At 44.6% G+C, this 13,346-nt stretch carries 11 protein-coding genes; 5 read left to right on the top strand and 6 right to left on the bottom strand.

The window, feature by feature from the left end; translation table 11 throughout:
- The first annotated feature begins 6 nt into the window (after positions 1-6).
- Both BLQ53_RS00635 and BLQ53_RS00630 read left to right on the top strand, forming a co-directional pair.
- Positions 7-1,626, top strand: coding sequence for an ABC-F family ATP-binding cassette domain-containing protein (locus BLQ53_RS00635; protein WP_093724973.1), 1,620 nt, complete (start codon positions 7-9; stop codon positions 1,624-1,626).
- A gap of 198 nt (positions 1,627-1,824) precedes the next feature.
- Positions 1,825-2,676 (top strand): sugar phosphate isomerase/epimerase family protein, encoded by an 852-nt coding sequence (locus tag BLQ53_RS00630; RefSeq protein WP_093724971.1) that lies wholly within the window; start codon positions 1,825-1,827, stop codon positions 2,674-2,676.
- A 39-nt stretch (positions 2,677-2,715) separates the two neighbouring features.
- Here the strand turns inward: BLQ53_RS00630 and BLQ53_RS00625 are convergent, their stop codons facing one another.
- From BLQ53_RS00625 to uxaC, 6 genes are all read right to left on the bottom strand, one after another.
- Positions 2,716-3,840 (bottom strand): glycoside hydrolase family 88/105 protein, encoded by a 1,125-nt coding sequence (locus BLQ53_RS00625; protein WP_093724969.1) that lies wholly within the window; start codon positions 3,838-3,840, stop codon positions 2,716-2,718.
- Between the two features lie 26 nt (positions 3,841-3,866).
- On the bottom strand, positions 3,867-5,390 hold the full coding sequence (locus BLQ53_RS00620; protein WP_093724967.1) for an MFS transporter: 1,524 nt from the start codon (positions 5,388-5,390) through the stop codon (positions 3,867-3,869).
- A 365-nt stretch (positions 5,391-5,755) separates the two neighbouring features.
- Positions 5,756-7,246, bottom strand: coding sequence for a UxaA family hydrolase (locus BLQ53_RS00615; protein WP_093724965.1), 1,491 nt, complete (start codon positions 7,244-7,246; stop codon positions 5,756-5,758).
- 13 nt (positions 7,247-7,259) lie between these two features.
- Positions 7,260-8,714, bottom strand: coding sequence for a tagaturonate reductase (locus tag BLQ53_RS00610; protein WP_093724963.1), 1,455 nt, complete (start codon positions 8,712-8,714; stop codon positions 7,260-7,262).
- A 60-nt stretch (positions 8,715-8,774) separates the two neighbouring features.
- On the bottom strand, positions 8,775-9,779 hold the full coding sequence (locus BLQ53_RS00605) for a LacI family DNA-binding transcriptional regulator (RefSeq protein WP_093724961.1): 1,005 nt from the start codon (positions 9,777-9,779) through the stop codon (positions 8,775-8,777).
- An 88-nt stretch (positions 9,780-9,867) separates the two neighbouring features.
- Positions 9,868-11,292, bottom strand: coding sequence for a glucuronate isomerase (gene uxaC, locus BLQ53_RS00600; protein ID WP_093724959.1), 1,425 nt, complete (start codon positions 11,290-11,292; stop codon positions 9,868-9,870).
- A gap of 271 nt (positions 11,293-11,563) precedes the next feature.
- On the opposite strand from uxaC, the gene BLQ53_RS00595 reads away from it, so the two are divergent.
- The 3 genes from BLQ53_RS00595 to BLQ53_RS00585 all read left to right on the top strand — a co-directional run bounded on the left by BLQ53_RS00595 (position 11,564) and on the right by BLQ53_RS00585 (position 13,307).
- Positions 11,564-12,025: a methylated-DNA--[protein]-cysteine S-methyltransferase gene (locus BLQ53_RS00595; protein WP_093724957.1), complete on the top strand. Its 462-nt coding sequence runs from the start codon at positions 11,564-11,566 to the stop codon at positions 12,023-12,025.
- Positions 12,022-12,786 carry an NAD-dependent epimerase/dehydratase family protein gene (locus tag BLQ53_RS00590; RefSeq protein ID WP_093724955.1) on the top strand — a complete coding sequence of 255 codons (765 nt, stop codon included), beginning with the start codon at positions 12,022-12,024 and terminating at the stop codon, positions 12,784-12,786. The genes BLQ53_RS00595 and BLQ53_RS00590 overlap by 4 nt, the downstream gene beginning before the upstream one ends.
- A 92-nt stretch (positions 12,787-12,878) precedes the next feature.
- Positions 12,879-13,307, top strand: coding sequence for a VOC family protein (locus BLQ53_RS00585; RefSeq protein WP_093724953.1), 429 nt, complete (start codon positions 12,879-12,881; stop codon positions 13,305-13,307).
- Positions 13,308-13,346: the final 39 nt, after the last annotated feature.

Genomic DNA, 13,346 nt, shown 5'->3' with positions numbered 1-13,346 from the left:
GTATACATGATAACGGTAAATAATGTAGGTCTGCAATATGGCGACAAAAAGCTATTTGAAGAAGTTAATATAAAGTTCACCCCTGGTAACTGCTACGGTGTCATCGGTGCGAACGGTGCCGGAAAATCCACTTTCCTGAAGGTACTTTCTGGTGATGTTGAGCCGCAAGTTGGTAACGTGTCGATGGGTGACGGAGAGCGTCTTGCTTTCTTGAAACAGAACCATTTCGGTTATGAAGAGCACGAAGTTCTGCAAACCGTCATGATGGGACATGAACGTCTATTCAAAATCATCGAAGAAAAAGATGCCCTTTATGCAAAGGCTGACTTCTCCGAGGAAGATGGAATGCGTGCTGCTGAACTTGAAGGTGAATTCGCTGAGCTGAACGGTTGGGAAGCTGAATCCGATGCCGCTGTCCTTCTGAAAGGACTTGGTATCCCAGAGGATTTGCATGATAAAAAAATGGCGGAATTGACTGGGGCGGAGAAAGTGAAAGTGCTCCTTGCACAAGCTTTGTTCGGTAACCCGGATGTTTTGCTGCTGGATGAGCCGACCAACGGACTTGATTTGCAGGCGATCCAATGGCTAGAAGAGTTCTTGATCAATTTCGAGAACACCGTCATCGTCGTATCCCACGATCGTCACTTCCTAAACAAGATTTGTACCCATATCGCGGATGTCGACTTCGGTAAGATCCAGCTTTATGTAGGTAACTATGATTTCTGGTATGAATCCAGCCAGCTTGCTACGCAAATGGCACAGGATGAAAACAAGAAAAAAGAAGAGAAAATCAAAGAATTGCAAGCCTTCATCGCGCGATTCAGTGCCAATGCTTCCAAGTCGAAGCAAGCGACATCCCGTAAGAAGATGCTTGATAACATTACTTTGGAAGACATCAAACCTTCTTCTCGCCGCTATCCATATGTAGGGTTCCAGCAAGAGCGTGAAATCGGTAATGATGTATTGACAGTAAAAGGCATTACGAAAACAATCGATGGTGTCAAAGTACTGGATAATGTGAGCTTCACAATCGGCCGTGAAGATAAGGTTGCTCTAGTCGGACGCGACGAAATCGCAAAAACGGCACTCCTGAAAATCATCATGGGTGAAATGGAGCCTGACGCTGGCGAGTACAAATGGGGCATCACGACTTCCCAATCGTACTTCCCGAAAGACAACTCCGAATACTTTGATGGTGTGAACCTGACGTTGGTTGAATGGCTTCGTCAATATTCACCGGAGGATCAGACAGAAACGTTCCTTCGCGGCTTCCTTGGCCGTATGCTGTTCAGCGGAGAAGATGCACTGAAAGAAGCGAGTGTACTTTCCGGAGGGGAAAAAGTACGCTGTATGCTATCGAAGATGATGCTGAGCAAATCCAATGTCCTAGTAATGGATGAACCGACGAACCACTTGGATCTGGAATCCATCCAATCCTTGAACGAAGGGTTGATCAAATTCAAAGGCGTGCTTCTATTCACTTCCCATGACCAGCAGTTTGTGAACAGTATCGCGAACCGTCTGATCGAGATCACGCCTAACGGTATCGTGGATAAAGAAATGACTTACGATGAATATGTTTCGGATAAGAAGCTGCAGAAAGAAATTGCAGCGATGTACAGCTAATCATCATAAATGCCAAAAGGCAGAAGGAAACTTGCTATTTAGCCGGTTGCCTTCTGCCTTTTTTAACGTGCTTTCTTTTTTACCAGACATCCTTATACAGTTTTATTGGGTGGATGCTATACTGGTAATAGCAACCAGATACTCCAACTGCATGAGGATGCACACCTATGTTGCTGCTTATGATAAGGAGGAATGGAAATGAACTTAGGTATCAGGGGACATGATTTTTCAACTGTCACGGCGGAAACGCTTGCTGAACAGATAAAGCAGAAAGGGCTGACAGCAGTGCAGCTTGCATTGGGTAAATCCTTTCCGCATTTGCAAACGGATGCTGGCAGTCTGACACCAGGACTGGGTGCAACTTTACGCCAGACATTCGAACAGCATGGAATCACCATTGCCGTACTCGGTTGTTATATCAACATGATTCATCCCGATCCGAAAAAAAGACGCACCAGCTTGGATACATTCAAGGAACACCTAAAATGGGCAAGCGACTTTGGCTGCCGAATTGTAGCCACCGAAACAGGCAATGTACGAGAAGAAATTGTTTATACGGAGGATAACTTCCACGAAGAGCCCTTTCAGCAAGTCGTCGAAAGTGTCAGGGAATTAGCTATTGAAGCAGAGAAATTCGGTGTGTGTGTCGGGATAGAAGCTGGGGTTAATCATCCTATTCATTCTGCCGACAAATTAAAGCGCTTACTGGAAACCATCAGATCTTCCAATGTCACGGTAATATTCGATCCAGTCAACCTGCTGACAACTGCTACATACACAGACCAAGATAAGATCATTACGCAGGCATTCGAATTGCTCGCTGACGATATTTCCATTATACATGCCAAAGATTTCACCATTCAGGACGGTAAACTGGTGACAGTACCAGTCGGCACGGGAATGTTGAATTATGAATTGCTCTTTTCCCTTATACACAAGAAAAAACCGTATATCCAAATCATTTTGGAGAGTACGAAAGAACCTCATATAGAAAAAAGCATCGCTTACCTGCGCTCGCTATACAGCCAGCTTCCCCAGCATGATCTATGAAAAAAACTGCTGCAGACCGCAGCAGTTTTTTCATCTCTATCATTTTTTCGCCTGCAGCATTTCCATTTCTGCGCTTGCCAAGATGAATGGACCAACACCTTTATGATCATTGGCGACAATCGGTTCACTAATATAATATGCAAAGGAGCCATCCCGTTTATCTTTTCCACCAAGTCCTGCCACTTGGCAAATTTTGTTGACGTTCACGAAGCCTTCCTTCGTCTCCAAGATGAATTCATCCAATATACCGCGATAGATCCTTTCCGCTTGATCGAACCACTTCTCCGGCAAATAGCCTTTTCGGATACCTTTTGCAATCGCGTATAAGATCATCACTGTTCCGGATGATTCCAAATAATTCCCCTTGCGCCCATGCTGATTAAGGATTTGGTACCAGGTACCGCTTTCCTTGTCCTGTACCAGCATTAACGCTGCCAAAGTTTCCTCGAGCATCCGAAGCAGTTTCTTCCGTCCGTCATGATGAATTGGAAGATAATCCAATACATCCACAATTGCCATTACATACCACCCTACCGATCTGCTCCAAAAATGCTTGGATAACCCTGTATCCTTGTCACACCAGGGCTGCTCCTTTTTCTCATCCCAGGCATGGTGCAAGAGACCTGTTTGGTCATCTCTTGTATGACGATAGGATATGTCGAACTGCTTCAGCACATCATCAAATTCATGCTCTTCCCCGAACTCCTGAATATAACGGGCATAAAATACCGATCCCATATAGAGTCCATCCAGCCAAATCTGATACGGATAAATCATCTTATGCCAAAAAGCGCCTTCGCTTGTACGAGGATGCGTCCGCAGTTGATCACGCAGCAAGGCTGCTGCCTTCTTATAACGTTTTTCCCCAGTATGTTCGTATAAAGCCAATAAAACTTTTCCATTATTGATATGATCGATGTTGTACTCTGTCGGTGCATACTTTGGTATATTACCATCTGCATCAACAAAAAGATCCATGCTCTTCACCATGTAATCTAAATACTTCCTATCATTGGTCCGATGATAAACAAGTTCCATTCCTTGGAGGACAACCCCATCTTCATATTCCCATTTCGTATTGATCTCCGGCTTTCTTCTCATGACGGATAATGCTGTCTTTTCGGCCCAATCATTATGCAGCTTCTTTGTTTTTTGGTTTATCATGATAACACCCTTTCCATTATATTTATTCAAGAAGTGAATTTACCTTGTTTGTTGTCATCTATTTGCTTGGATTTGTACCCAACATTATTGTTGCCGAAGCACTTGTCATAAGGGAATCCTGTTAGCGCTTCCATTATGTTGCGGACCTCTTCCTTCACCTCTTTCATCGAGCCTCCATTGTTTACGCGTTCGATTTCGCCAATAAGAATACTATGTGATTGACGGTCAAGCTTCATCTTATACGCGGAGATGACTCCCCCGATCGCCAGACAAATGACACCGACAGCAAAGACACCTACTACAGCATACACGGCGGATTGCGGCTGAGTCGTCTCTCCTGAAACGAATCCGAAAGAGCCAAGTACCCAACCAAGAATATAGACGATCACTGCCCTTGTCAGTTTGCCGGCAAAGGTCATGACGCCAGCATACAATCCCTCTCTTCTGCGGCCTGTAACTGCTTCATCGACATCCGCCAGGAAGGTATACACATTCCAAGGGATATAGAACACTCCGCCTGTACCAAGACCAAAGAACATTGTGATGGCAAACAGCAGGATTACCATATGCTGCGAACCTGTGAAATAAAGCGTCGTATATGCAATGACACTCAAGATGACAATGTTGAGAGCAATACGATATGGTCTGGCAAATCCCATGCGTACACACAACCAGATAAAAAATGTCGTGGAAATCAACTGCATGATCGAGCTGAAACTGAGCAAATTGGACACAAGCTCCGAGCCTTGACCAAGCCCAAAAACAATAAAGTAAGTGAACGCGGATGCAAATAGCCACTCAGCCCCAAAGCCGAATAAGTACATACCTAAATGGTGACGGAACGTACGAATGCGGAATGTGGATAGCATATCGACAAATAGCTTTTTCATCGATTCCCATAAGGAGTTTGTATGCTCCTCCTTGATCTGATCAGCTGGTCTTTCCCAAGAGAAGATATACAGACCGATCAGTGCAATGAACATGATTCCCCCATATAAGAGACCTGTATAAAAAAATGGCAGCGGCGAATCTTGGCCGTATTCGGCGATAAACCGTCCCGGAATAAAAGCCGCTAGGAAATTGGCGACTTTCCCGAAGATTGCCTTGAATCCGGTCAGTTTGGAGCGCAGGCTGAAGTCGTTCGTCATCTCGGCGGCAAGCGTTTCATAGGGTACCATGACTCCTGTATAAATGAGCTCGAACAAGATGAATGTGAGCAAGTAATACCAAAAACCAAAACCTTCCACCCATAACATCGGGTAAACAGCCATCATCGGAATACCAAGCAAAATAAAGAATTTCCTTCTTCCAAAACGCTTCCCTAGTCTTGTTTTATGGAAGTTATCAGTGACAAAGCCCATTATCGGATTGCTTATTGCATCCACTACACTTGCTATCGAAAAGATGGCAGCGGCCTGTACGATCGACAAACCACAAAATGTCGTATAAAAATACATCAACCAGGCGCCGCTGATAGCGAGCGCTCCGCTTCCTAGCAAATTTGCACTTCCATAAGCAACTTGATGCGTCAGCCCAATTTTTCTTTGCACGTAGATTTGCTCCTTTTTACAGCTACGCTTAAGAAACATCTATCCTTTTGTTTGTCTACGACTGTCATTTATGTTTCAATGATAGTAGCCTTTTGGTTTTTTAGCGATGGTGAGGAAGGAATGGGGATTACTGCCTAATCTCCAGTTCAGCATGCAATCTCATCCATCGCTCTTTTTGAACACCCTCATGTTAACGTGAAACGAAATAGATATATTTCATATTGGGAAACACTGCCTTTAATAGTCGTAGTCTTAACGAAACTTTATTTTCTTTGTTAACGTTAATCTTGGGAAGCTCCAAAAATTGAGGACATCGTTCAGCTTCGTTGAAAGCGCATTCATTATGTGATAAAAAAACACTTCCTTTATAAAGTGACTCCTGTCTTAAAAATAGCAATCTCGCGGAATCCATTTCTCTCATTTTTTACTTCTGCTCCGCTGGCCGACTCGATGATGCTATCAATAAAAAGTTCCAATACCGCTTTCTCATTTTCAGTCTCGACGATCGTACCGGCATTAAAATCGATCCAATGCTGTTTTTTATCATAGATTGCCGTGTTTGTTGCAATCTTCATCGTAGGCACGAATGTGCCGAATGGTGTTCCCCTGCCAGTTGTGAACAATACTATCTGACAGCCCGCAGCTGCAAGCGCTGTCGAAGCGACCAAGTCATTTCCGGGTGCATTCAGCAGATTTAGACCTTTATGTTTAAGAATCTCTCCATAGTTTATTACGTCAACTACCGGGGCAACTCCTGCTTTTTGTGTACACCCCAGCGATTTGTCTTCCAATGTCGTAATGCCGCCTTCCTTGTTGCCAGGAGAAGGATTCTCATATATCGGCTGACCATGTTCGATAAAATATGCTTTGAAGTCATTGATCAGCTGTACAATCTTGTTGAAGACCTCCTCATCTTGTGCCCTTTCCATAAGTAAGGTCTCTGCGCCAAACATTTCTGGCACCTCTGTGAGAACAGTCGATCCGCCCGATGCAATCAGCCAATCCGAAAATTTCCCGAGCAATGGATTAGCTGTAATCCCGGATAATCCATCCGATCCCCCGCATTTCAGACCGATTTTCAGCTCACTCACGGATACTTCCTCTCTTTTGTCATGGCAGGCTGCTTGGCTTATTTCCTTGAGAAGCCGTACACCTTCCTCGATTTCATCATCTGCATCCTGTGAGCCAAGGAATTTCACTCTGCTTTCATCAAAAGACCCCATCGTCTGCCTAAAAGCGTCCAACGTATTATTTTCACAGCCCAACCCTAGGACGAGAACACCTCCTGCATTAGGATGTTTGACCATTTGCTGGAGGATTGTGCGTGTATTGATGTGATCGTCGCCCAGCTGGGAACAGCCAAAGTGATGTTTCAGGACCATCACATGATCAAAAGGATGCTGCCCGGCCATTTCGGCTTCGAATGCTTTGATGATTTGTTCACCGATTCCATTGACACAACCTACGGTGGGAACAATCCAAAGCCCATTGCGTACACCAACAGCTCCATTTTTTCGGCGGTACCCCATGAATGTCCGAAGCTGCTCGGGTACTGGCATCTGATATTGCTTGGGCTCATACGTATAGGTGATGGCATCGTGAAGATTGGTCTCCATATTGTGTGTATGAACCCATTCACCAGCCTCGATTTCTTTTGTGGCATAACCAATCACCGCTCCATACTTCCGAATAGCCTCCCCTGCTTTTATTGGCATCAAAGCAAACTTATGGCCGCGAGCCACACCATCTTGCACCATGACGGATTGATCGGCAATCGTCAGTTTCTCTTCCTCTTTGAAATGTCGTAGTGCTACCGCTACATTATCATCATTGTGAATTTTGATGACATCCTTCATCCTTGTCCTCCTTTCAAGTTGTCTTCACTTGGAACAGTCGTATCAGTGATTCTCCCATTCCATAAGTGAGCATCATCTCCACTTGTTTCACCACTTGCCCAGCCAATTCACCATACTCCGTCAAATCCTCTCCCCAAAGATTTTCCTGGGCCAGAATCTTGGAAACAGTCAAATGTAGCAAGTTTCCCTCTTCGGCATGCCATACTGAGCCGAAAAATTCCAGAACATCCTCTTGATCATTCAGCGGAACTCGCTGACCAGCTCTTACACCTCGATAAAAGACTAGTAATGCGCTCAGAGAGAAGGCAAGATATCTCGGCACTCTTCCGTAAGACTCGATATAAGCTTTCAGAGTAGGTACATTTCTTGTGCGGAACTTCGAAATGCTGTTCAAGGATATGCTGGATAAATCATGACGGATGAATGGATTGCGGAAACGTTCGAATATCGCTTCTGCAAAAGCAATGGCTTCCTCCTCACCTACGCCCAAGACCGGAATGATTTCTTCATAACATAGGGATTTCAGCAATAAACCAATCAATGGATCTTCTGTTGCCTCCCTGACCGTTTCTTTCCCAGCGAGATAGGCTATCGGCATGATGGCAGTATGCAATCCATTTAAGATTCTTACTTTCAGCAATGCATATGGACCTAGTTCGCTTACGAACTGAACTCGAAGACCGGCAGCAGCAGCGGGGAATTCCTCTTGTACAAATGATGGAGCATCGATGATCCATTTATAATAAGGCTCTGCCACAATCGCTAGCTTATCTTCATAACCATGCTCCTGCTGGATACGCAAAGCATCCTCCTCGGAATAGCCAGGGACGATACGGTCAACAAGCGTATTACAAAACGTATTGGCCTGATTAACCCAGTCGATAAAAGTAGCTTCCAGCTGCCATTCCTCTGCATACCGTAAGATGATTTCACGTAGCAGTCCGCCATTATTCGCAACTAATTCACACGGCAGGAAAATCAGTCCTTTTTCCGGATCCCCTTCAAAATATTGATATCGGCGATAGAGAAATGCTGCCAGTTTACCCGGAAAACTCTCTTGCGGCTGGTCGTTCAGTCTCTCTCCTTCCCGATAACGAATTCCGGCCTCCGTCGTGTTTGATATGACGAATCGCAAATCATCACTTTCCGCGAGTTTTATATAAGATGGATAGTTGAGATAAGGATGGATTCCCCTTTTTATACAACTGACGATTTCATCCCTCTTGATAAGCTTTCCTTCATGCATACCTTGTATCGAGACAGTATAAAGTCCATCTTGGTCATTCATTTTTTCGGCATTGCCTGAGCGGCGAGGGTTGACAGTCACAACACCTCCCTGAAATAGTCCTTTCTGATTCATATGATGGATGATCCAATCTGCAAACCCTCTTAAAAACACACCATCGCCAAACTGTAAGACAGTCTCCCGCTGGGGTGCGACGGGATGATGATTCCGTTTCAAATGCATTTGCTCCTCCCCTTTTAATGCACACGTTAACAAAACGGCGTTGGCTAGACCGATTACGGCTTAGCCACTGCGCTCACTGACTGATTTTCGAATGATAAGTTCAGTATCGATCGATCGTTTATGCGGTAAAGCTTCCTTCCCATCTATCAAGGTTAGAATCGCTTCCATCCCAGCCATGCTGATTCTTTCAATCGGCCTTTTGATCGTCGTAAGTGAAGGATTTGTATACCTCGCTGATTCCATATCATCGAATCCAATGATCGATACATCTGCCGGAACTTGAAGATTCCGCTCAAACACAGCATTCATCGCTCCGATTGCCATGTCATCATTGGAACAGAAGACGCCTGTTGGCGGTTCAGGCAAATCAAGCAGCTTATTCATCGCCTCATAACCGCTATGCATCTCATAGTTTCCTTGAACAAGATATTCCTGATGGATCGGAACTGCATGATCTATCAACGCCTGCAAGAAACCATCTCTTCTCTGCTGGGTCGATTTGAAGCCGTGTATCCCCTCGATAATGGCAAGCCTCTGGTGTCCGGAGTCGATAAAGTACTTCCCTGCATTGTAAGATCCTTCTTTATCATTAGATATGATATTCATTACTGCTTCGTCGTCTACCTGGCGGTTCAGTACGACAATTGGAATATCCTTTTGCATGATATTGTAGATGAAAGCATTGTCCTTATCACTCTGGCTCATTAAGATAATTCCGTCAAACCGCTTGTTGTTAATGTATGAGAAATCATCATAATCATCTATCCCGCGAACAAAAAGGTTGTATTGCACATCTATTCTTTTGTTCACACCCCGGATCGCATCAACAAGGAAGCTGGATGAAGTCCCCTTTTCCATACTTGTAAAAAACAATCCGATTGTATGAGACTTTTGCATAACCAAATTTTTAGCATGATAATCCGGTATATAATTCAATTGTTCCGCCAATTGCAGAATACGTTTCTTCGTTTTTTCTTTGATCAGCGGGCTATCATTCAATGCCCTGGAAACCGTCGTATGAGACACATTGGCTAGCTTCGCAATATCTTTGATTGTCACACTCATCTCTTCTACCCGCCTTTACGTATGCCCTCTATTTTTCTGTTTTCAGCATATCACAAAAGGGAACACGGAAATCAGTATAGAAGCGGAATCACGCATTTTTCAAAGAGTGGACAGGAAAATTGAAGTAATTTTTTGCATTATGATAACAAATGTTCTCGACAATTTGCGCTAACAAAGCCTCGTCATTCGGTGCTTCCCCTTGTTCGACCCAAGAGCCTACCAAGTCACAGACAAGCCGCCTGAAATACTCATGCCTCGGATAGGACAAGAAGCTTCTGGAATCTGTCAGCATGCCGATGAACCTCCCGAACACGCCCATATTTGATAGCGTTTTCATTTGATCCAGCATACCATCACGCTGATCATTGAACCACCAAGCTGTTCCTAATTGCATCTTCCCTGGTTCTCCTCCGCCTTGAAAGCTGCCGATAACTGTAGCAAGCACAGGATTGTCCTTTGGATTCAATGAATACAAGATGGTCTTGGGTAAGCAATCGCTTCGATCTAGATGGTCAAGGAACTTAACGAGCGGTTTGGCAAGCTCTCCATCATCCATTGCATCATATCCAGTATCAGGACCCAGTTTAGCCAAGCCAAGGGTGCTGTTATTGCGCAAAGCATGGATATGGAATTGCATGACCCAGCCCAATTCTTTATAGACCTTGCTCAGGAACAGCAAAGTGACCGTCTTGAACTGATTTTCTTCCTTTTCGGTGATCCCCTCTCCCGCTGTTGCTTTTTTATAAATCATGGCGGCTTCTTCTTTTGTCGCTTTTTCGTACACGACGCGTTCCAAGGCATGATCGCTTACCCTTCCACCAGCTTCGTGGAAATAGCGGACACGGTCACGCAAGGTCTGAAGAAAGTCGTCATAATCCTGGATCACTTGACCATTTGCCTCTGCCAATTGATGGACCCATTCCATGAACCCATCACTGGTGATTGCCAATGCTTTATCAGGACGAAAGCTTGGAAACACCTTCGTATGGAAGTCATCCAATCCCTTTATTTTCCGGTGATACTCCAAATCATCAATAGGATCGTCTGTTGTACAAATCACCTCCACATTAGAGGTCTCAATCATATCCCTGGCCCCGAAGGAACCGCTTGTAAGCTTCGCATTCGCTTTATGCCATATTCGCTCTGCCGTTTCCTCTTGCAGCACTTCATGAATATCAAAATAGCGCTGCAGCTCCAGGTGGGTCCAATGAAAAACTGGGTTTCCCATCGTCATAGGAATGGTTTTGGACCACGCTAGGAATTTTTCTTTATCTGTCTTGTCTCCTGTGATATATGCTTCTTCCACCCCATTCGCCCTCATCAATCGCCATTTATAATGATCTCCATCCAGCCACACATCAGCCAAATTGCGAAACTGCTTATTTTCGTATATATCCTTGGGGCTCAAATGACAGTGATAATCGATGATCGGCAACTGCTTTGCATAGCTATGATATAGCCTTTCTGCCGTCCTGTTGGACAGCAAAAAATCTTCCGCCATGAATTGCTTCATACACCTCCGCCTTCCCGTCGTATTTTGTATGACAAAAGCTGCCCTCTGCCAAAATGTTATCGTTAACATTTAAGTACATTTTAGTAGCAGTTCGACTATTTGGCAAGGTTATTTTTAAGAATTTTCCAACAACCTATTTTGTGCATCTTTGGAGGGCTGGTTGCCTTCATGTTATAATTTTACTGGATATCAAGGTCTACCATATTGGTTCCCTCCTTATCCATGTTGATATTTTTAATGAACCAGCAGCTACAACAAGGAGGTATATTCCATGTCTTATATCGAAAATGTACTTACTCCGATTGGCAATATACGAATAACTGCTACAGATAGTTTGATCACCTCCATCACTTTCACAAATGACACTTCTCATTTTGATAACGAATTGACAAAAATGGCAAGGATGCAATTGGAAGCATTTTTTCTGGGACAGCGCCATACATTCGAGCTTCCTTTGGCTTCGACTGGAACAGCTTTTCAACAGCGCATATGGCAGCAAGTCAAAACGATACCGATAGGCACCACCACTACATACAGCGCAATCGCAGCCCAGGCTGGAAATAGCCAGGCTGTACGGGCAGCTGCAAATGCAATCGGGCGTAATGCTTTTGCGATCGCCATCCCATGCCATCGCGTGATAGGCAAGAACAATCAAATTACTGGTTACGCGTGGGAGCCATGGCGGAAAGAGTGGCTGCTTAAATTTGAACAGGCTAGGAGCGAACATCATTGAAACCACTCATCACAGGAGCAGCAGGACATATTGGAAAAAATCTAGCAAAAGCTATATACCGTAAGTATGATTTGGTTTTGACGGATGTGAAGGAAGATGAGGAATTGCACCGCTACGGTCATTTTATCCAAGCCGATTTAGCAAATGCACAGGAAACCGAACAGCTGATGGATGGCATCGATGCCATTGTCCATCTTGGCGCCATCGCCACGGAGAGTACATATGAAAAGATTCAAAAAGCGAACTTTGATAGTACCCTCCATATTTATGAAGCTGCGAGGAAACACGGCATCAAACGCATCGTATTTGCCAGCAGCAATCATGCTGTCGGTTTTCATCCGATCAATCAATCGATTGGACCGGATGCACCTCACTTGCCGGATACTTTCTATGGTGCCAGTAAGGCTTTCGGTGAAAACCTGGCAAACATGTATCACAAAAAACACGGTATTGAAACCGCCTGCCTCCGTATCGGCAGCTATCTCGAAAAACCAGCCGAGCATCGGAACCTGAATACATGGATCAGTATCCGTGATATGAATCAGCTCATCGTCCGCTGTCTGGAAGCGGATCGAATTGGTACCAGTGTGTTTTATGGTGTCTCTTCCTTGCATAACGATTATTTTGACAACCGCGATGCTGCAAAAATCGGTTATGCCCCGGAGGATAACCCCGAGGATTACAGAGAAGAAATTGAAAATGTGAAGCTTGAGAATGTGACAGATTACATTGGCGGGGCGTTCACAAATTTCGGAAGATGATCAGCGTTCCCGCTTTTCATAAAGGAAAATTGCGGTTTGCAGCGAAAACAATACAGGTCCCAAAATAAAAACATGGATGAGGATGACGATGCATGGTTAAAGGAATCATTGCGTACATTGTAACGGATGGTAATGGACAAGATGCAGTCAAGTTCTATGAGGATGCACTGGATGCACAAGTGCTAAGTTTACAAACATTCGGTGATATGCCGGAAAATCCAGAGCATCCAACTCCGCCAGAAGCAAAAGATCGCGTTTTGCATGCGCATCTGAGAGTGGGAGAAAACGAATTGATGTTATCGGACACCTTTCCTGGCAGCTCGCTGAAACTCGGTGACCAAGTAGGAATCGCTGTCATGATCAGCACTCCTGAAAAAACAAAAGATGTGTTTGGGAAGCTATCCATCGACGGACTTGTCACAATGGAACTTCAGCAGACTTTCTGGAGTCCGCTGTATGGACAAGTGCAAGACAAATTTGGCGTCACTTGGCAAGTATCCACCTTAACTCAAGACGAATAAAAAGGATACGGGAAAAGACACTGTCATGCAGCATGGCAG

The sequence above is a fragment of the Terribacillus halophilus genome (assembly GCF_900101385.1).
Classification (GTDB): domain Bacteria; phylum Bacillota; class Bacilli; order Bacillales; family Amphibacillaceae; genus Terribacillus; species Terribacillus halophilus.
Note: the sequence above shows the minus strand (reverse complement) of the source record. Positions and strands in the feature narration are given on the sequence as shown.

Coding starts and splice junctions, on each gene's coding strand:
- BLQ53_RS00635 (WP_093724973.1), top strand. CDS start 7: ATGATAACGGTAAATAATGTAGGTCTGCAATATGGCGACAAAAAGCTA.
- BLQ53_RS00630 (WP_093724971.1), top strand. CDS start 1,825: ATGAACTTAGGTATCAGGGGACATGATTTTTCAACTGTCACGGCGGAA.
- BLQ53_RS00610 (WP_093724963.1), bottom strand. CDS start 8,714: ATGCATTTGAAACGGAATCATCATCCCGTCGCACCCCAGCGGGAGACT.
- BLQ53_RS00595 (WP_093724957.1), top strand. CDS start 11,564: ATGTCTTATATCGAAAATGTACTTACTCCGATTGGCAATATACGAATA.
- BLQ53_RS00605 (WP_093724961.1), bottom strand. CDS start 9,779: ATGAGTGTGACAATCAAAGATATTGCGAAGCTAGCCAATGTGTCTCAT.
- BLQ53_RS00585 (WP_093724953.1), top strand. CDS start 12,879: ATGGTTAAAGGAATCATTGCGTACATTGTAACGGATGGTAATGGACAA.
- uxaC (WP_093724959.1), bottom strand. CDS start 11,292: ATGAAGCAATTCATGGCGGAAGATTTTTTGCTGTCCAACAGGACGGCA.
- BLQ53_RS00615 (WP_093724965.1), bottom strand. CDS start 7,246: ATGAAGGATGTCATCAAAATTCACAATGATGATAATGTAGCGGTAGCA.
- BLQ53_RS00625 (WP_093724969.1), bottom strand. CDS start 3,840: ATGATAAACCAAAAAACAAAGAAGCTGCATAATGATTGGGCCGAAAAG.